Raw genomic sequence first — 17,846 nt, forward strand, 5'->3', positions numbered from 1 at the left:
CAAGACGGCCAGGTATCGCAGTGCGATACCTGGCCGTCTTTTCCAAGCCCTAAACGGCAGTCATGCGAGAGGGGGAAAGAAACGATGTTGGATCAGCTGATCGAACAAAATCCATGCCGAAAGCGCGAACGCGTACACCGCGAACCAACGCATTCTCGCGCGGGCGACCAACGCCTTCGTCCACCGCACTGACAGGTACCCCGTGGCGAGCGCCGCCAACATGCCAGCAAGCATCGGCCCGGACGACAGAGCCGCCGACCCGTGGGCCTCGACGAGGTCGTCGAGCTTGACAAGAACGCCGCCCAAAATCGCCGGGATGGACAAGAGGAACGAAAACCGCGTCGCTGCCTCCCGGTTCAGCCCTCGCCAAAGCCCCCCGGCGATGGTCAGACCGGAGCGCGACAGCGCCGGCAGAATGGCAGCGCCCTGAAGCGCCCCAATCCAAAGGCTGTCTGCGGCCGTCATCGTGGTCTCGTTCTTGGGGCCCGCGTCGACGGCGTCCATCCACCACAGAATGATGCCTGTCAGCAAGAATTCGAGGCCGATGGTCGCGCCCGATGCAAAGAGATCATCGAACCACTCCTCGAACAGTCCGCCAATCACGGCTGTCGGCAAGAGCGCCAGTACGAGCATCCACGTCTCTCGGGCCTTCGGATGTTGAATGAGCCAGCGGACCTCCTTGCGCATGGCGTACAGGACCGCCATCAACGTCCCCACGTGAAGCATGAGGACAAACGCTGTGTTGTGATCGACGTCGACGTGAAGCAACTTCTCCAAGAGAACGATGTGGCCTGAGCTCGAGATGGGCAAAAATTCGGTCAGCCCTTGCACGGCTCCAAAGAGCACCGCATCTCCGTATGTCATCTCGTGTTCTCCTTCATCACCCAACCTCCCTCCCGCAGACGCGCCATGGGCTTGACCCCCCTAAATATCTATGGACAGGCGCACCAGAACATGTCCGTGCTTTGCAGCATGTCTGCAAGATGATTTCCATACCATGTAGCGACAAGAACAACGTGGCGAGGAGGAACGAGCGTGAAGGCTGTGAAACTCGCCTTGCAGATTGCCGCGGTTTACATCGGCACGGTGGTGGGAGCAGGATTCGCGTCCGGCCAGGAAGTCTATCAATTCTTTGGCCGATTCGGGGGGGGGGGATTTGTCGGGATTGGCATCGCCACGTGTCTGTTCGCGTGGTGGGGATACCGTTTGCTGATGCTTGGGGCGGAATGTCAAGCCGCGTCGTTCCAAGACCTCACAGCCCATGCGCTGTCGCCGTGGCTCGCGCGCGGGGTCAACGCGCTCGTCATCGCGATGTTGTTTGGCACCACGGCGGCCATGCTGGCCGGCACGGGCGCGCTCTTTCGCGAACAACTCCATCTGCCTTACGCGCTCGGCGTGCTCTGCGCGATGGCCGTGGCCGCCGTCACGACGTCCTTCGGTATCCGCGGCTTGTTTGGCGCCAACACGGCGATTGTTCCGGTGCTCTGTCTCTTCGCCGCCGGATTGGCGCTGGTCAACCTGGGCAATCCGGCGAAGCGCTGGGCCATTTTTCACCCGCTCGCTGCGTCTGGCTCCCTCGGAGCGGCCCTGCTCTCTGCGCTGGTCTACGCCGCGATGAACGTCGGCCTGTCGATTGGGGTGCTCGTGCCGCTCGGTGGACGAATCCGGCAACCTGACGCGCTCCGGAATGGCGCCATCCTCGGTGCGCTAGGACTTGGCGCCTTGCTCGCTTCCGTGGCCGTGACCCTATTTGCGCATGCTCCGGACGCCTATCAATACGCCGTGCCCATGGGCCGCATCGCCGCCACCTATCCGCGCGCCGTATCCGTGATGTTTATCGCGGTCCTCTTTGGGGAAATCTATTCCACACTTGTCGGCAATCTGTACGGCCTGCTCGGCGAACGGCCCACGACGCGGACGAAACGATTCGCCGCAGCGGGCATGGTGCTGTGTGCCTGCGCCGTTTTCACGGCGTTTGGTTTTCGAGCGATTGTTCAGTATGGGTACACGGCGTTCGGCTGGATCGCATTGTGGCTTCTCACGGTTTTGACGATAGCGCGCGGCCCGTTGAAGACCCCGTGATTTCGCCCGTATAATGGCTCGTAGTACCAGTGAAGCGGCAAGGGAGTCACTCCTGATGAAAACATTCGAACGCGGAATCCAGTGGGGCGCCATCGCAGTGGGCGCCCTCATCTACGCCCTCGGACTGAACGGATTTCTGGTCGCCAATCACTTGGCCGAAGGCGGTTTTGTGGGCATCTCGCTGCTCTTGTTGTACAAGCTGCACGTGCCCATCGGCGTCTCCTTTTTCATTCTGAACATCCCGCTTCTCGTCGTGGCGTGGAGGCAATTCGGCCACGAGTTTGTCCTGAAGACGGCGGCGGGGGTCGCAGGCGTGTCTGCCTTCAGCGAAATCACCCAACCTGTTCGGATTCCGCTGCACGATCCCCTGCTGGCCGCACTCTATGCCGGCGTGATCACCGGCATCGGGCTTGGGCTCATCTTCCGGGCGGGCGGCACCACAGGTGGATCCGACATCATCGCGCGCCTGCTTAGGCACCACCGGGGAATTGGCATGGGACAGACGCTCTTCGCCATTGACTTCGTCGTGATCCTCTCGGTGATGATGCTGATTGGCAAGGAGGTGGCCATGTATTCGCTCGTGGCCCTCTTTGTGGCGAGTCGCGTGATTGACTTCGTCATTGAAGGCGCCTCGAGCGGCCGGGCGATGATGATTGTCTCCGACCACCATCACGACATCATCGAGGCTATCCATCGCGAGCTCGATCGCGGCACCACGCTGTTGCAGGCGCGCGGCGGTTACACAGGGACCAGCCGGGAAGTGATTTACTGCGTAGTCTCGAGAGACGAGGTGTCGCGCGTGCAGCGCATCATCGAGAGCATCGACCCGCACGCGTTCGTCACGGTCAACCCGGTCCACGAAGTCCTCGGGGAAGGCTTCACCTTCGATGGCGAGGCGAGCTCGTCGGGCAGGCGGCGCAAAAAATGGCTGTGAGGCTCGCGGCCACACAGCCAACACCGACGCAGGTCAGGCGGGAGAGTCTTCGAGGAATTCGCCGCGATCGAACTGGATGAGCCGTTCGCTCGCCGCGAGAAAGGCGCGCTTGTCTCCCGCGTCCAGCGCCGCGTCGACCGCCCGCATGAGTTGTTCACGCCGGTACGCCCGCAGCGCCTGCTCGATGACGAGGTCCGCCTGGACGGACAGCATCTCCCGGATGGCAGGGTCCAAATCCGGCCGCGCAGGTTCTTCGAGGACCGAGGCGAATTCGGGGCAGGTGCTTCGGTCTTTAAAGAACAGCCCCACGTAGATGTCCTCGTCCGGGTGCTGATACAAGTCCATAAACGCCTGCTCGACATCGGTGGTCACCGGCTTGTTGCGCCGATAGTACCGAAACGGCGCGACGTGCACGCAGGTAGTCGACACCACGATGACGCGCGAAAATTGGCGGAAATTGTCTACAAAGTGAACGCGCTCGAGGATGTTTTCGCGCGACATCATGTAGCGCAGCAACATCTCGGCTTCACGGCTCTGCAATCGGTAGTTGGCTAGAAACCAGCGCAGGAAATGCTTCTTCTCAGCGACGCTCACGGTGGTTCCCATAGCCATTCTCCTCCCTGCTTCCCGAGGTCTCGGAAGCGTCCAGCGAGCATCCGCAAGTTTCGAATTGTGTGTTCATTGTATTCTGTGAACGAGCTCGCTTTTCCTGCACCCGGTGTGTTTTCCGTTCTGGACTCTACGCCCACGACTCACCCGGCTTTGCACGTTCGGACTCAGCCAGGGTCTCTCCGCGCGCGGCAGCGACCCAACGAGCGAGCATCCGCTCGACATTTTGCGGGATGCCGTACAGCGAGTGCCGGATTACGAAGGCGCGCCACGCGTCGAAGTCGTGACCTTCCTCTAAACCACGCGCGATGGTGTGCGCCAGGACTCGGTAGGCGCGGACCCCGTCGGACGGAATCCGTTCCACAAACGGAGCGATGGTTTCCTCCAGGCGCGGATCGGGCGACACGACGACCAGTTCGAAATTGGGCTGCACGACGAGCGCCGGCCGGCGTTCGGTCAGGTCGGCGGTCGACTCCGCGTCGCCTTGTGATAATAATTCTTGACCGAGTTCGGTCGTTTGAAACCACTGCGGAGGAGATTCTGGCCCATCAGAACCAATTCTGGCGACACCCAGGTGAACGAGCATTTTGACGATCCGCGTTCGCCAAACGTCCTCGGTCGAATCGTAATAAAACGCGTTCAGAAAGGGGAGGCACAACTCGTACAGCGAAGCCAGGTGGAGCCAGTCCCCACCCAGGCGGCGGATGAGCCGCAATACGTCGGCCAAGCGAGGAATGGGCCCCCGATAGCTCGCGACGTAGTGGCGAAGGAAACGCCGCAACTTCACCATCGTCAGGCGCGACTTCCACGCCATCCAGCGCACCTCGTCAACTTCCACCTGGCCATCCTGCTCGACGATCACGCCCTCGTCACAGGCGAAGTCGTAGATCAGCGCGAGACGGTCCGGGTATGCGAACGTACGCTTGCCGTATCCGAACCTCCATCGCGGCAGCTCGAGCGACTCCTCCACTTCGAACAGCTGCATCAGTTGCTCGACGTTTCGTTTGTACATGGCACCGGTGGTGGTGAGGCGGACGTCGTGATCGCGCACGTAGGCGACGAGCGTCTCGAGATCGGTCAGGATGGCGTCCTCCTCGTCGCGCACATAAGTCGGATCATCCAGGCGCTTCGCGACCTGCGCGCGCCATCCCGCCACGTAATGGGCATGACACGCCTCTTGAACATCGATAGGCACAACCAGCGGAAATTTCGTTCCAGGATCCGGATGAACGTACAACCACCCGGCTCCGAGCGCGCGTTCGGTGGCCTCGTCGCCATAAGGAGCGAGGAGAGACGACATCTCCTCGCGCGCGAAAGCGTGACGAGGCTGCAGCACGATCCGCCTCATGGCCGCATCCCACTCCGTACACCATCGGTGAACCATGGTTTGGCGTATGTCGGGATCCAACCACGCCTCCAGGATCGATTGTAGAAGGTCGAGCTTCGAGTACGGGATACAGGCGACTTGAAGCGATCTTGCAATCCGTTGGAGCGTGGGGACGGACGCGTGGTTCAGGCATTCGTTCAGGCGCATGCGGCTTCCCTCCGCACCGTTTTCGCCTAGCATGCCCAGAGACATGAAATCTTATCCTCATCAACATCTTTTTAGAACACCCTGCTGCTCGGCTAACCGGCAAAATAAAAAGAGGGAACTCGCACGCGGCGAATTCCCAACACAGGAGATTCTGCTAGGAGTGGAGAGAAATCAGAACATAACACCCTTCGACTTGAATCATACACCGCTCTGTAAACGCTGTCAATACCACATCTGCTCCGATTTTCAGATTACTCCGTGTTTCTCGCCTCGTCCGCTCGTTCGCGCCGCCGCTTCGCCTCTTCCAGCAGAATTTTGACCTCCGAAGGGTCCCCTCGCTCGAGCGCTGTGCGGAAGGAACGGGCTACCGCTTCAAAACGTTGCAGCCAGGCGATGACGTGATGGCGATTGGCGCCTAGCGTCTGAATCCAGAACTCCGAAGGCGAGGACGCTAATCGCGTCACATCCCAAAAGGCGGGACCTGCGATTTCGGCGATGGCCGCCGGATCTGTCTCCGCGGCAAGTACCGCGCACTGGCTCGCGAGATGAATGCCGTGGCTCGCGTCAGCCATCAGCCGGTCGTGATCTTCGGCATCTGGAACGCGAACGACGCGGGCGCCGAGGCGGCCAACGAGTTCCTCGACCTCCCCGGGCGGACGATGTGTCTCGAGAAAAATCCAGGGCCTTCCTTCGAACAAGGAGTCGTCCGCACCGAGCGGTCCCGCCTGCGCCTTGCCCGCCATCGGATGGGACGGGATGCCACGCGATCCGGCGAGGACCCGATCCATCGCCTCCACCATCGGGCCCTTGACGCTACAGACGTCCATCACCCACGAGGCTTTGCCGCGCACGCGCGGAAGCAGATGGATGGCGGCTTCGACCGGCACGGCAAGCACGGCGAGATCGTAATCCGAGGGCGCGCTCTCGAGCGCGTGCCACACGTGGCGAAATGCGCGGAGTCCTGCGGCCTGATCGCGATAGATGGGGTTGACCTCCATGGCATCGATCTCAAGATGCGGCAACCGACGAGAAAGGGCGAGGCCCATCGACCCGCCGATGAGTCCCGCCCCCACGATGAGCACGCGTTTCAACGCCATGGCCTCTCACACCAAGCTGGCAGCGGGCTCAAACGTCTTCATTAGCTGATGGATGGCCCGCACCTGGTGCGCCAGTTGATCGAATTCCTCGAGCGTGATGGTCTGGTTGCCGTCCGACCACGCCTGGGTCGGATCCTTGTGCACCTCGACGATCACGCCGTGTGCGCCTGCCGCGATCCCCGCCCTCGCCATGTCCGTTACGTAGCGAGCGTGACCCACGCCGTGTGACGGGTCCACAAGAACTGGTAGATGAGACAAGTGCTTCACTACGGGCACGGCGTTCAGGTCCAGCGTGTTGCGCGTGTACGTCTCAAACGTCCGGATCCCGCGCTCACAGAGAATGACATTCGGGTTTCCCTCGGCCATGATGTATTCGGCCGACATGAGCCACTCTTCGATGGTGTTGGAAAAGCCACGCTTCAGCAACACCGGCTTGCCAGTCCGGCCCACGGCCTTGAGGAGTGGGAAGTTTTGCATGTTGCGTGCGCCGATCTGAAGAACGTCGACGTACTCGGCCACGAGCGGCACTAGGCCCGGCTCCATGACCTCCGACACGATGGCAAGCCCCGTTTGTTCACGTGCGTCCGCCAGGTACTTCAGGCCTTCTTCGCCGAGCCCTTGGAACGAGTACGGGGACGATCTCGGCTTGAACGCGCCTCCTCGCAACATGTGGGCCCCACTTCGCTTGATAGCGCGCGCAATCTCCAGCAGCCCTTCGCGCGTCTCCACGGAACACGGACCCGCGATGAGCGTCGGCTCCGGCCCGCCGACGACGTGTCCGCGGATCTCAATCCGGGTGTCGTCGGGATGGAAGGGGCGGCTCGCGAGCTTGAACGGATAGCTCACCGCCACCAACTTCTCCACGCCCGGCAACGTCTCGATGCCGAGCTCATACACCTTCTCCTTCGCGCCGATCACGCCGATGACGGTCGTTTCCACGCCGACCGACAGATGGACCCCAAGTCCTTTGCTCTTGAGCAACTCCATCACGCGATCGATGTCCGACTGCGACGCGCCCTCCTTCATGACGACGATCATGGTTTCTCTCTCCTCCAAGCATTCTTTTGTACCCTTCAAATGATTTGAAAAGTCTATCACAATCGGCGAAAGAGGACAATCCCGTCAGCGCGGAAGGGTGGACTCCATCGCCGCTTGTTTGAGCTGTTCGGTGAACGAGCGCACCGCTTGGACGGGATCGCGCTGCTCCTCGAGCGCGTCGCCGATGCGCCGCACGTAGGCACTGCCCACAATCACGCCGTCCGCGAATTCCGCGATCTCGCGCACGTGCTCGGGGCGGCTCACGCCAAATCCCACGCAGGCAGGCAGATCAGTGTGCTTGCGGACGAGACGAACGAGCCCGCGCACCTGCCGCGACACCTGCTGGCGCTCGCCCGTCACGCCGAGCGACGAGACGCAGTACACAAAGCCTCGCGCCGCTCGGACAATCGCGCTCACTCGCTCCTCTCCCGACGTCGGCGCGACGAGCGGGATGAACTGAATGCCATGCGCCTCGGCCGCGGCCGCCACCTCTCCCGCCTCCTCAAGCGGCACGTCTGGAACAATGACACCATCCCCGCCGGCAGCCGCGAGTTCGCTGAAAAAGCGCTCCGCTCCATACTGGATAAGGGGATTGACGTACGTGAACGCGACGAGAGGCTTCGGCGATTGCGCCCGAACGTCGTGCACCAAGCGAAGGCAGTCTACGAGGCGCGTGCCTTTCTTCAGACTACGTACCGCGGCCGCCTGAATGACTGGGCCGTCGGCCAACGGATCGGAATACGGAAAACCGATTTCGAGCATGTCCGCCCCGGCATCCAAAATGGCGCTCGCAATCTGGAGAGAGCGCTCGTAGTCCGGATCGCCCGCTACGATGAAGGGAATGAGCAGTTTATGACCGGTTCGAAATGCCTCACGGATGCGATCCATGCGCTTCATCTCCCTCCCGAGCGGCCACCTGTTCGACGTCTTTGTCGCCGCGGCCGGAGAGGCAGACGACGACGACGTCATCGGAACTGTACCGATCCGCTTCCCGCATCAGATACGCGATGGCGTGTGCGCTCTCGAGCGCCGGAATGATGCCTTCGAGTTTCGACAGGAGAAAAAATGCCTCGAGGGCTTCGTCGTCCGTCACGGGCACATACGTGGCGCGCCCCGTGGCAGCCAGATGTGCGTGCTCAGGGCCGATACCGGGGTAGTCGAGTCCCGCTGAAATGGAATGGGCGGGTTGGACCTGACCGTATTCATCCTGCAACAGCATGGTCTTCGCTCCGTGCAACACGCCCGGGCGCCCGCGCGCGATGCTCGCCGCGTGATAGGGCGTCTCCAGCCCGCGTCCCGCGGCTTCACAGCCGATGAGCTCCACGCCCTCCTCTTCAATAAAGGGGTAAAAGATCCCCATAGCATTCGATCCGCCACCGACGCACGCCACCACGCTGGTCGGCAGGCGGCCTTCCTGCTGAAGGATCTGCGCCTTCGCCTCATCCCCAATCACCCGCTGAAAATCGCGAACGATCATCGGATACGGATGAGGGCCCACCACGGACCCAATGATGTAGTGCGTGTCGTCCACGTGAGCGACCCAGTGGCGAATGGCTTCGTTCGTGGCGTCCTTCAGCGTCCTCGTCCCTGAGGTGGCCGCCACCACTTCGGCGCCGAGCATCCGCATGCGAAACACGTTCAGTGCCTGCCGGCGCATGTCCTCTTCGCCCATGAACACGGTACATTCCAGGCCAAACCGCGCGGCCACCGTCGCCGTCGCGACCCCGTGCTGGCCCGCGCCCGTCTCTGCGATCACGCGCCGCTTCCCTGTCCGAAGCGCGAGCAGCGCTTGACCGATGGCGTTGTTGATCTTGTGGGCGCCGGTGTGATTCAGGTCTTCCCGCTTGAGGTAGATCTTCGGCCCACCAAGGTGCTTGGTCAGGCGCTCCGCGTAATAGAGCGGCGTCGGCCTGCCCGCGTATTGCTCAAGATAATACTTCAGTTCCGCTTGAAACGATTCGTCGCGCGAGAGGCGCAGGTAATCGCGTTCCAATTGGAGGAGAGCTGACATGAGCGTCTCCGGGACGTAACGCCCGCCAAACGCGCCATATCGCCCCGTTTCATCAGGATATGGATAATGACTCATGGCCCCACGCCTCCATCGCCTGGATCAACTGCTCAATGCGGCGGACGTCCTTCCGCCCGCCGACTTCCACGCCCGAAGACACGTCAATGCCGTCTGGCCGCGCCCGGCGCAGGAGGTCCCGAACGTTTTCCGGCGTGATTCCACCTGCGACCCACCATTCGAAGGTGAACGCTTGCGCCATCTCGACCAAACGATCCCAGTCGAACGCTCGACCGTGCCCGCCCGTGACGCCGGGCTTCGCGCCCAATGGCGGTTTCGCATCGAACAGGATGGCATCTGCGGAAGACATATGCGCCCTCAGGGTATCCAGAAAAGCAATCACATCGTCTCCGGGATCGAACGCGACCGCTCGCCACACCCGAAACCCAGCTTCGCGAAGCCACTCAGCTACGTCCCGAGGCTCCCCGCCGTGCAGTTGCACCACGTCGACACCCGCCCGCTTCACGGCCTCGCCGATTTCTTGAGACAATCCGCCCGAGACCACGGCAACAGTCGTCACATCGGGGCGAATGCGCTTTGCAGTCCGGACGAGATCGCCCGCCTCGTCTGGGGTCACGTAGCGCCTGGACGCCGGGACCAACACGACGCCCACGTGCGTGACGGCGGGATGGCGAAGAAACGACAGATCATCGCCCGGCCGAAGGCCGCAGATTTTCAAAAGCGGAAGATTCCTCACTTCGCCACCGCCTCAAGCGGGACACATAGATCCGCCACCTGCGCTCGAACGGATGCGAGATCCGCGTGGCGCATCAGAAGTTCACCGACCAAAATCCCCCTCGCGCCCGCAGACGCCATGCGCAGGGCATCGTCTCGGCCCATGATGCCGCTCTCGGCGATGGCGAGCGTCCCTTCGGGCAGCCGCCGCAGGACCCGCTCCGACGTGGCGAGATCCACCTCGAAGGTCCGCAGATCGCGATTGTTGATGCCAATCAAGGTCGGCTCGGCCGCCAAAGCGGCCTCCACCTCCTCCTCGCCATGCACTTCAAGCAGCACCTCGAGTCCCCGATCGCGCGCGTACCTAGACAATTCAACCAAACGTTGCTCGGGCATGGCCGCGGCGATCAGCAACAGGAGATCCGCCCCTGCCGAAACCGCCTCATCTATCTGGATCTCGTCAATCACGAAGTCCTTGCGCAGCACGGGAAGTTGGACTGCCGAGCGGGCTGCTCGCAAATCTTCAAGCGCCCCATGAAAATACGTCTCGTCCGTCAAGACGGAGATGGCGCAAGCGCCGCCCTGCTCGTACACCTTGGCGCGCTCGGCGGGATCCACGCTCGCCTGGAACACGCCTTTGGACGGGCTCTTGCGCTTGATTTCCGCGATGACACAAAGACGGCGAGCCTCGCGCAACGCCTGAGCCAGCGAGCGAAACGGGTCCGTTCGTTCCGGAAAAGGCCCTTCACGAACGACGCGATCGTGCAACGCTTCCACTTCTCGGCGCTTGGTCTCGAGAATCCGGTCTAAGATGGTGCTCACGGGCTCACCGCCTCCTCCACGCTCGCGAGCCTGCGCGAGCCCTCGACGAACGCATCCAGCGTCGCAAGTGCCCGCCCAGCGTCGATCATCTCAGCAGCCAGTGCCACGCCTTCGCGCACGGACGCCGCCTTGCCGCCCACGTACAGGGCCGCTCCCGCGTTATAGAGGACGATGTCGCGCTTCGGCCCGCGTTCTTCACCCGCGAGAACGCGGCGGACGATCTCGGCGTTCTCCTCAGGCGATCCGCCGCGCACCGCATCGATGGGCGCCGACTGAAGTCCTACGTCCTCGGGGGTAAGCCGATACGAGCGAACCACGCCGTCTTTGACCTCCGCGACCAGCGACGGGCCGGCCAGAGAAAGTTCATCCAGTCCGTCTGCGCCATGGACCACCAGCGCATGCTCGGATTCAAGGGTCACCAGCGCTTCGCCGACAATCGGGACGAGACGTTCGTGGAAGACGCCGAGGATTTGGCGCTTGGCGCCGGCGGGGTTCGTCAAGGGGCCGAGAATGTTGAAGATGGTCCTGAACCCAAGTTCCTTTCGCACCTGGGCCGCGGCCTTCATCGCAGGGTGATACACTTGGGCAAACAGAAAACACAGGCCCGTTTCTCGAAGCAGCCTCTCCGAGGCCGGCACGGGCAGATCGATTACGGCGCCAAGCGCCTGCAACACGTCGGCACTGCCGCTGCGGCTCGAAGCCGCTCGATTGCCGTGCTTGGCCACGGGAATGCCCGCCGCCGCGGCGACGAACGCGACGGCTGTGGAAACGTTGAAGGTATGTTGGCCATCGCCCCCCGTACCACACGTATCCAGGGTACCCTCAGGGGCTTCCAAGCGAACCGCATGGCTCCGCATCGCCCGCGCGAAACCGGCAATCTCCGGGGATTGTTCCCCGCGGTACGCCATCACGCTGATGAGCGCGGCCGCCTGGACGGGCGACACGCCGCCATCCATCCATGCGCTAAGAAAAGCTTCCGCTGTCGCTTCATCCAATATTTTACCTGCCACAACAGCAGCAACGACTTCCCGAACCAAATCCTTCATAACTCGACTCCTCTCACCTCAGCGCCGCAGAACGGCGCACTCCTCTACCTCAACTCAGCTCGACTGACGTCCACAGAGCTGTTACGACTATGTTAGCCGCCCCCGTCGCATTCGTCAACCAAAGGCGCGAAAGTTGGGCAGAGAGGGATGACGTTCATCGCGTCGCGATGTCGGGCCGCAGTTGCACAGCTTCGCCCAAGTACACGTGGACCAGTTCATCTTGTCGCTTGTCGGTGTTCAGATGCACCAACACGCGAATGCTCCGAGGCAACGAGCCCGGCACGTTGATCTCCGTGGCGCACATCAAGGGAACCCATTGCCAGCCCGGAAGTTGCCGAACAGCAAACGCCGGAAATGCCGCGTTCAGATCCGGCGTCATGGTCAGAATCACGCTCGCCACGTCGTCCACGTCGATGTCGTTGGCGCGGACAATTTCCTCCATCAGCTCGCGAGTCGCCCTCAGGATCTCGTCTCGATCGTTGCGGGCCACCGTCGTGGCTCCGCGCAGTCCTCGCACCTTCATGGACGGTGTCCCTCCCTTACCTCTTCGTAGGCCTGTCTCACCTCGTCGGGCTGAACCTTACAGATCTCCACCCGGCCGATGGCGGTAGGCAGCGCGAACGTCCACCCCTCATGCGTGTGCTTTTTGTCGACCGCCATCAGGCGGAGCACGGCCTCCACGTCCTCGTAAGGCGGACGAACGGGCAAATGATGCCGTTCGAGCACCGTCTTGATCCGCGCGGCATCGGCGAGAGACAGAAGTCCGCGCTGCACAGCGATGACGGCTTCGACCACGAGTCCGATGGCCACGGCCTCCCCGTGTCCCAAGGTATACCCCGAATACTGCTCGACCGCGTGCCCCACGGTGTGACCGACGTTGAGCACCTGCCTGAGCCCAGTCTCTCGCTCGTCCCGGTTCACGACGTCCACCTTGACGCGCATGGCTCGCGCAAGGGTATCCGCAAACGCAGCCGGATCGCCAAGACCCGTCAAGGGATTCGCTTCAAGCTGGCCAAACAAGGCGGCGTCTGCGATGATGGCGTGCTTGATGACCTCCGCCATTCCGTTGCTCCACTGCCGCGCATCGAGGGTGCACAGCGCCTCGGTGTCAAACAACACCGCCCGTGGGGGATAAAACGCGCCGACGAGGTTCTTGCCTTCCTCGAGATTGACTCCCACTTTGCCACCGATGGCGCTGTCGTGCGCGAGCAATGTGGTGGGGACTTGCACATAGGGAACGCCGCGCAAATACGTCGCCGCCACGAACCCGGCCAGATCGCCTACCACGCCGCCACCCACGGCCAGGATGACGTCCCCTCGGCGAAAGCCGCGCCGAATGAGGCTCCGGTACAGTTCGACCGCAGTGGCGAGATTCTTGTGCGCATCGCCAGCGGGAAACGCGAGCACAAAGAGCTCGCGCCCCACCTCCCGCACTGCGCCGGCGACTTCGTCGACAAACGGCGTCCGTTGCACGATCTCGTCCGTGATGAGCGCCAACTTCCGGCCGGCAAGCCCCAATTCCTCCAGCAGCCCGGGCAAGAAGCGCCTGGCGCCCGCGTCGACGAGAACGGGGTAGGCGCCCTGAGAACTTTGCACCTCCAGCCGGATCATCGTTGGCTCACCCGCGCCTGGTACGCACGAAAGGCATCCACAATCTGCTCGAGCGAGTCTCCGCCGAACTTCTCCAGGAACGCCTCCGCGATGACCCAGGCGACCACGTTTTCCCCGACGACCGACGCGGCCGGGAGTGCGCAGATGTCGGAGCGCTCAATAGCCGCGGGTTCGGCCTCCTTGGTCTTCATGTTCACGCTCGGAAGCGGATTGTACAGCGTGCTGATGGGCTTCATGGCGGCCCGGATGACGATGTCTTCCCCGTTGGTGACGCCGCCCTCGAGTCCGCCCGCGCCATTGTGCGAGCGGATGTAACGCGTGCCGTCGTACAAAATGGGATCGTGGACCTTCGAGCCCATGCGCCGGGCCGCTTCAAATCCGAGCCCAATTTCCACACCTTTGATGGCCTGGATGCTCATCAGGGCTCCGGCGAGCCTCCCATCCAGCTTGCGATCCGGCTGCGCGTAGCTGCCGAGCCCAATGGGACAGCCGCGAACAATCACCTCAAAGATGCCGCCCACCGTGTCTCCGGCCGCCTTGGCCTCGTCGATGCGCGCCATCATGCGTTCGGCCGCCGACTCGTCCGCGCACCGCACGGGAGAGGCATTCGCGCGCGCCTCGAGCTCCTCGAGCGTGTCCGGAAATTGGGACGCCTTCACATCGCACAACTCGACGACGTGCGCCGCGATACGGATGCCGAAGTGCTCCAAGAGTTGTCGCACGAGCGCGCCAGCCGCCACGAGCGTTGCCGTGTTGCGCGCACTCGCGCGCTCGAGGACGTTGCGGATGTCCTCGTGATCGTACTTGATGGCCCCGGCGAGATCGGCGTGCCCTGGCCGCGGCCGGTACACTTCCTTCAGATCTTCCGGTTTGTCGCCAAACGGCGCCATCTTCGCCGACCAATTCTTGAAGTCTCGATTCTGGACGACGAGCGTGATGGGCGTGCCGAGCGTCTTCCCGAAGCGAATCCCGCTCGTCACCTGCACCTCGTCCGACTCGATCTGTTGGCGGTAGCCGCGACCATAGCCCTGCTGCCTCCGTCGCAATTGTTCGTCAATTTTCTCTTTGCGGATGGTCACGTTGCTCGGAAAGCCGTCAATCACCACGGTCAAGGCCGGGCCATGCGATTCTCCTGCCGACAAGTAACGCAACAAAGGCTGCCCCTCCACTTCCTGCTCTCTCCCATAAGCGTTCGTCTCTGCGAATTACCGGTAGTATAACATACTCGAGGCGGGCCACGCGCCCGCCCCTCGCATCAGCCTAAGAGAGTCTCCGCCGTCGCCACGGCGAGATCCACCAGACGCTTCGCGTCCGACACGTCCGCCGTCGCGGCGAAAGCCCCCGCGCGACGCACGGGATACCCGAGCCCGATGGCCATACAACCCGTCTTTGCCAGTTGAATTGCGCCCGTGTCGCTCCATGCATCGCGCGACACCTCGTGTTGAAGCGCCAGGTGTAATCCATCCGCTGCTCTTTCCACAGCGCGCTTGCCATCGAGCGGCACCACGGTCGCGCGATCCATTACCTTCAGAACGGGTCCCTTGCCCAACGATACGGCCGGGTCATCGTGCCACACGTCGTCTGCTGTCACGCCGTCTATCACGAGTGCGTACTGGGGCTCGAGCTGAAAGGCCGCAGCCTGCGCGGCCCTGGCCCCAACCGCGTTCTGCGCCGTGAACGCGATACTTACGTTCAACCCTCTTGCGGCGAGCTTGTGAAACACCTCCGCGGCAACAGCGCACCCCAGGCGGTTGTCGACGGCGCGCCCCGTAACCATGTCATTTCCCCACGTCACAGGAGGAACGTGTACCGCACCGGCTGTTCCAATGGGCACCATGCGCTCGGCCTCTTCGCGCGATTGCGCCCCGACGTCGACGACCAGAGCGTCAAAGTCGAGATCGCCCTTTGCCGACGGATCTGCGTGGACGAGCCCCTCCGTGCCATTGGTGAAACGGACCAACCGTCCGACGCACTCGCGCGCCTGCGCGTCTCCGACGGAGACCACGCGGAGATAACCGCGGTCGTCGATGTCCATGACCATGATGCCAGGCTCGTCGACGTGCGCGGCCAGCATGAGGTGAGGCCCCTCGCCCCGCTTTCGCGCCATCCCGTTGCCAAGCGCGTCCACCCAGGTCTCGTCCGCCGCGTCTCGGACGTGATCCAAGAGCGCCTGGACCACGGCCGCCTCACTCCCGCTCGGTGCAACGAAGTCCATCAACCGCATCACCCAGTCCCTCATGGGCGAAATCCTCCCTTTGCGATCTCGTCGAGTACCGCGACCACGAGATCGATGGCATGCATCACATCGTCGAGCGACACCACCTGCGTCGGAGCGTGGATGTACCGCACGGGCACCGAGATGGCCCCGCCCAGCACCCCTTTGCCGACGCGGTGAATGGCGCCAAAATCGTTGGTTCCGCCCTTGACTCGGCGCCACTGCACCGGAATGTTGCGCGCCTTCGCCGTCTCCCAGAGGAATTCGGCGAAGCGCCGATTTGCCACGGTCTGCCCGTCCTGCACCGTGATGGCCGGGCCCCTGCCCACCACCGTCGACTGACCATGAGCGGGCGTGCCGACGACGTCGTGGGCCACGGTGCCTTCGAGCGCGATGGCGATGTCGGGCTGAATCTGATACGCCGCCGCGTGCGCGCCACGCAGGCCGATTTCCTCCTGCACGGTGAACGCGCCAAACACCGGCAGAGCGCCCTTCCACCGGCGCAATGCTTCGAGCAGGATGTAACAGCCGACGCGATCGTCAAACGACTTCGCCTTCGCCATCCGGTGCGGAAGCTCCTCGTATGTTGTGGCGAACACGACCGGATCGCCTGGTTTCACGTGGCGCCTGGCGTCGTCCGCGTCGCGGGCGCCGATGTCGATGTACAGCTTCTCCATGGGGATGGGCTTCTCGCGTTCGCTCGGCTGCTGCAAGTGAACCGGTTTGGCGCCGATCACGCCCGGAATACGACGCTCGCCAACGAGCACTGGCTTGGACACGAGCACCCGGGGATCCACGCCGCCAAGCGGTCGAAACCGAAGCAGCCCGCCGTCTTCTCGGCCTTCGCCGATGTGGGTCACCATGAGGCCCACCTCGTCCATGTGCGCGTCGAGCATCACGCGCGGCCCGGGATGGTGTTCTCCCGTGGACGCGATGACATTCCCCAGGACGTCCGTGCGCACCGACAGCCCCATCGCGTCGAGCTCGCGGCGCACCACGCCGCGCACCTCGTCTTCAAACCCCGTCGGGCCAAAGGCCTCCGTGAGTTCCTTCAATAACATGTCAACTCCTCCACCTGCAGAGCGTCCACCTCGGCCACATAGTGGGCAAGAAGTCGCGCGCACTGCCATATGTCGTCGTAGGCGACGGTTTCGACCGACGTGTGCATGTACCGCATCGGCGGACCAATGAGCGCTGCCGCGAGGCCGGGGCCGGCGATTTGAAAGGCGTTGGCGTCCGCGCCCACTGGCCTCTGCGACAACTCGATTTGATACGGGATCCGATGCCGTTCGGCGCAGTCCACGAGCCGCCGAAACACGCGCCGATGGAGGTTGGGGCCAAAGGAGATGGCGACGCCGCCCTCGAGCGGAAATGACTCATCGGGCGCCTGCCCAGGAAACGCCCCGAAGGTCACGTCAACGGCGATGGCAATGTCCGGCGCGAGTCCAAATCCGGCTGTTCTGGCCCCTCGCAAGCCGACTTCCTCCTGCACCGTGAACACGGCGTAGAGATCCGCGTGGTGCACCATGCCTTTCAGCAAGGCGAGCGCCTCGAGCAGAACCGCCGCGCTTGCCCGGTTGTCGACCGATTTGCCCGCGATCCGGCCGTTCAGGAGATCGACGGGCGCGCGGCGAAGCGTGACGCGATCGCCCACGCGGACGCGGGACCGCACCTCGTCCTCGGGGAGGGCGAGATCGATGTACAGATCTTCGAGTTTCGCGGCTTTCGACCGCTCGGAAGGCGGCGTGAGGTGCGGCGGTTTGGCCCCAATGACGCCCCAGACCTGGCCGCTTTGGGTGTGAACCAAGACCTCTTGCCCGACGAGCGCTCGCGGATCAAATCCCCCCGCCTGCGTGACGCGGAGAAATCCGCCCGATTCGATGCGGGTGACGACGAGCGCGATTTCATCGATGTGCGCAGACACGAGAACCCGCGGCCGCCGCCCTTCTCCGACACCTGGAACGAGGCCGACGAGGTTGCCGAGCGGGTCGGTCCACATCTCCGTCGCATATTCCGATAGATGAGGGAGAATGAGGTTGCGCACGTCCTCCTCGAAGCCTGGCCCGCCGTGCGCTTCGAGCAGCTGCTTGAACACGCTCATGTACTTGGACAAAGGTG

At 62.9% G+C, this 17,846-nt stretch carries 18 protein-coding genes; 2 read left to right on the forward strand and 16 right to left on the reverse strand.

Annotation, left to right across the window (positions count from 1 at the left end; genetic code table 11):
• Nucleotides 1–60 precede the first annotated feature (60 nt).
• The gene (locus TC41_RS07180; protein WP_041695163.1) at nt 61–864 is read right to left on the reverse strand and encodes an undecaprenyl-diphosphate phosphatase; all 804 of its coding nucleotides are present in this window, start codon (nt 862–864) and stop codon (nt 61–63) included.
• Between the two features lie 171 nt (nt 865–1,035).
• On the opposite strand from TC41_RS07180, the gene TC41_RS07185 reads away from it, so the two are divergent.
• Together TC41_RS07185 and TC41_RS07190 are read left to right on the forward strand one after the other, a co-directional pair.
• The gene (locus TC41_RS07185) at nt 1,036–2,082 is read left to right on the forward strand and encodes a YkvI family membrane protein (protein WP_014464357.1); all 1,047 of its coding nucleotides are present in this window, start codon (nt 1,036–1,038) and stop codon (nt 2,080–2,082) included.
• Between the two features lie 55 nt (nt 2,083–2,137).
• Nucleotides 2,138–3,016, forward strand: coding sequence for a YitT family protein (locus tag TC41_RS07190; RefSeq protein ID WP_014464358.1), 879 nt, complete (start codon nt 2,138–2,140; stop codon nt 3,014–3,016).
• A gap of 33 nt (nt 3,017–3,049) precedes the next feature.
• Here the strand turns inward: TC41_RS07190 and TC41_RS07195 are convergent, their stop codons facing one another.
• From TC41_RS07195 to TC41_RS07265, 15 genes are all read right to left on the reverse strand, one after another.
• Nucleotides 3,050–3,622 (reverse strand): YpiB family protein, encoded by a 573-nt coding sequence (locus TC41_RS07195; protein ID WP_014464359.1) that lies wholly within the window; start codon nt 3,620–3,622, stop codon nt 3,050–3,052.
• 133 nt (nt 3,623–3,755) lie between these two features.
• Nucleotides 3,756–5,204, reverse strand: a complete 1,449-nt coding sequence (locus tag TC41_RS07200; protein WP_237700061.1) for a helicase-associated domain-containing protein — start codon at nt 5,202–5,204, stop codon at nt 3,756–3,758.
• 206 nt (nt 5,205–5,410) lie between these two features.
• Nucleotides 5,411–6,256: a prephenate dehydrogenase gene (locus tag TC41_RS07205; RefSeq protein WP_014464361.1), complete on the reverse strand. Its 846-nt coding sequence runs from the start codon at nt 6,254–6,256 to the stop codon at nt 5,411–5,413.
• Nucleotides 6,257–6,262: 6 nt separating this feature from the next.
• Nucleotides 6,263–7,294: a 3-deoxy-7-phosphoheptulonate synthase gene (gene aroF, locus TC41_RS07210; RefSeq protein WP_014464362.1), complete on the reverse strand. Its 1,032-nt coding sequence runs from the start codon at nt 7,292–7,294 to the stop codon at nt 6,263–6,265.
• An 84-nt stretch (nt 7,295–7,378) separates the two neighbouring features.
• Nucleotides 7,379–8,182, reverse strand: a complete 804-nt coding sequence (gene trpA, locus TC41_RS07215; protein WP_014464363.1) for a tryptophan synthase subunit alpha — start codon at nt 8,180–8,182, stop codon at nt 7,379–7,381.
• Nucleotides 8,166–9,380, reverse strand: a complete 1,215-nt coding sequence (gene trpB, locus TC41_RS07220) for a tryptophan synthase subunit beta (RefSeq protein ID WP_014464364.1) — start codon at nt 9,378–9,380, stop codon at nt 8,166–8,168. The genes trpA and trpB overlap by 17 nt, the downstream gene beginning before the upstream one ends.
• Nucleotides 9,358–10,056, reverse strand: coding sequence for a phosphoribosylanthranilate isomerase (locus tag TC41_RS07225; protein ID WP_014464365.1), 699 nt, complete (start codon nt 10,054–10,056; stop codon nt 9,358–9,360). The genes trpB and TC41_RS07225 overlap by 23 nt, the downstream gene beginning before the upstream one ends.
• Nucleotides 10,053–10,856 carry an indole-3-glycerol phosphate synthase TrpC gene (gene trpC / locus TC41_RS07230; RefSeq protein WP_014464366.1) on the reverse strand — a complete coding sequence of 268 codons (804 nt, stop codon included), beginning with the start codon at nt 10,854–10,856 and terminating at the stop codon, nt 10,053–10,055. Before trpC ends, TC41_RS07225 begins: the two co-directional genes overlap by 4 nt.
• Entirely contained in the window at nt 10,853–11,902 is a 1,050-nt protein-coding gene (gene trpD / locus TC41_RS07235; protein WP_014464367.1) for an anthranilate phosphoribosyltransferase, read from the reverse strand. Before trpD ends, trpC begins: the two co-directional genes overlap by 4 nt.
• Nucleotides 11,903–12,056: 154 nt before the next feature.
• Nucleotides 12,057–12,425 (reverse strand): chorismate mutase, encoded by a 369-nt coding sequence (aroH, locus tag TC41_RS07240; RefSeq protein WP_008341010.1) that lies wholly within the window; start codon nt 12,423–12,425, stop codon nt 12,057–12,059.
• Nucleotides 12,422–13,513 (reverse strand): 3-dehydroquinate synthase, encoded by a 1,092-nt coding sequence (aroB, locus tag TC41_RS07245; protein WP_014464368.1) that lies wholly within the window; start codon nt 13,511–13,513, stop codon nt 12,422–12,424. Before aroB ends, aroH begins: the two co-directional genes overlap by 4 nt.
• Nucleotides 13,510–14,667 carry a chorismate synthase gene (gene aroC, locus TC41_RS07250; protein ID WP_041695164.1) on the reverse strand — a complete coding sequence of 386 codons (1,158 nt, stop codon included), beginning with the start codon at nt 14,665–14,667 and terminating at the stop codon, nt 13,510–13,512. Before aroC ends, aroB begins: the two co-directional genes overlap by 4 nt.
• Nucleotides 14,668–14,768: 101 nt before the next feature.
• Nucleotides 14,769–15,752 carry a peptidase M42 gene (locus TC41_RS07255; RefSeq protein ID WP_041695165.1) on the reverse strand — a complete coding sequence of 328 codons (984 nt, stop codon included), beginning with the start codon at nt 15,750–15,752 and terminating at the stop codon, nt 14,769–14,771.
• Nucleotides 15,749–16,789 (reverse strand): M42 family metallopeptidase, encoded by a 1,041-nt coding sequence (locus tag TC41_RS07260; RefSeq protein ID WP_014464371.1) that lies wholly within the window; start codon nt 16,787–16,789, stop codon nt 15,749–15,751. The genes TC41_RS07255 and TC41_RS07260 overlap by 4 nt, the downstream gene beginning before the upstream one ends.
• Entirely contained in the window at nt 16,780–17,841 is a 1,062-nt protein-coding gene (locus tag TC41_RS07265) for a M42 family metallopeptidase (RefSeq protein WP_041695166.1), read from the reverse strand. The genes TC41_RS07260 and TC41_RS07265 overlap by 10 nt, the downstream gene beginning before the upstream one ends.
• Between the last annotated feature and the right edge of the window lie 5 nt (nt 17,842–17,846).

Origin of the sequence: Alicyclobacillus acidocaldarius subsp. acidocaldarius Tc-4-1, assembly GCF_000219875.1 — a bacterium.
GTDB lineage: Bacteria > Bacillota > Bacilli > Alicyclobacillales > Alicyclobacillaceae > Alicyclobacillus > Alicyclobacillus acidocaldarius_A.

Coding starts and splice junctions, on each gene's coding strand:
- TC41_RS07180 (WP_041695163.1), bottom strand. CDS start 864: ATGACATACGGAGATGCGGTGCTCTTTGGAGCCGTGCAAGGGCTGACC.
- TC41_RS07190 (WP_014464358.1), top strand. CDS start 2,138: ATGAAAACATTCGAACGCGGAATCCAGTGGGGCGCCATCGCAGTGGGC.
- TC41_RS07195 (WP_014464359.1), bottom strand. CDS start 3,622: ATGGGAACCACCGTGAGCGTCGCTGAGAAGAAGCATTTCCTGCGCTGG.
- TC41_RS07200 (WP_237700061.1), bottom strand. CDS start 5,204: ATGTCTCTGGGCATGCTAGGCGAAAACGGTGCGGAGGGAAGCCGCATG.
- TC41_RS07205 (WP_014464361.1), bottom strand. CDS start 6,256: ATGGCGTTGAAACGCGTGCTCATCGTGGGGGCGGGACTCATCGGCGGG.
- aroF (WP_014464362.1), bottom strand. CDS start 7,294: ATGATCGTCGTCATGAAGGAGGGCGCGTCGCAGTCGGACATCGATCGC.
- trpA (WP_014464363.1), bottom strand. CDS start 8,182: ATGGATCGCATCCGTGAGGCATTTCGAACCGGTCATAAACTGCTCATT.
- trpB (WP_014464364.1), bottom strand. CDS start 9,380: ATGAGTCATTATCCATATCCTGATGAAACGGGGCGATATGGCGCGTTT.
- trpD (WP_014464367.1), bottom strand. CDS start 11,902: ATGAAGGATTTGGTTCGGGAAGTCGTTGCTGCTGTTGTGGCAGGTAAA.
- aroH (WP_008341010.1), bottom strand. CDS start 12,425: ATGAAGGTGCGAGGACTGCGCGGAGCCACGACGGTGGCCCGCAACGAT.
- aroB (WP_014464368.1), bottom strand. CDS start 13,513: ATGATCCGGCTGGAGGTGCAAAGTTCTCAGGGCGCCTACCCCGTTCTC.
- TC41_RS07255 (WP_041695165.1), bottom strand. CDS start 15,752: ATGAGGGACTGGGTGATGCGGTTGATGGACTTCGTTGCACCGAGCGGG.
- TC41_RS07260 (WP_014464371.1), bottom strand. CDS start 16,789: ATGTTATTGAAGGAACTCACGGAGGCCTTTGGCCCGACGGGGTTTGAA.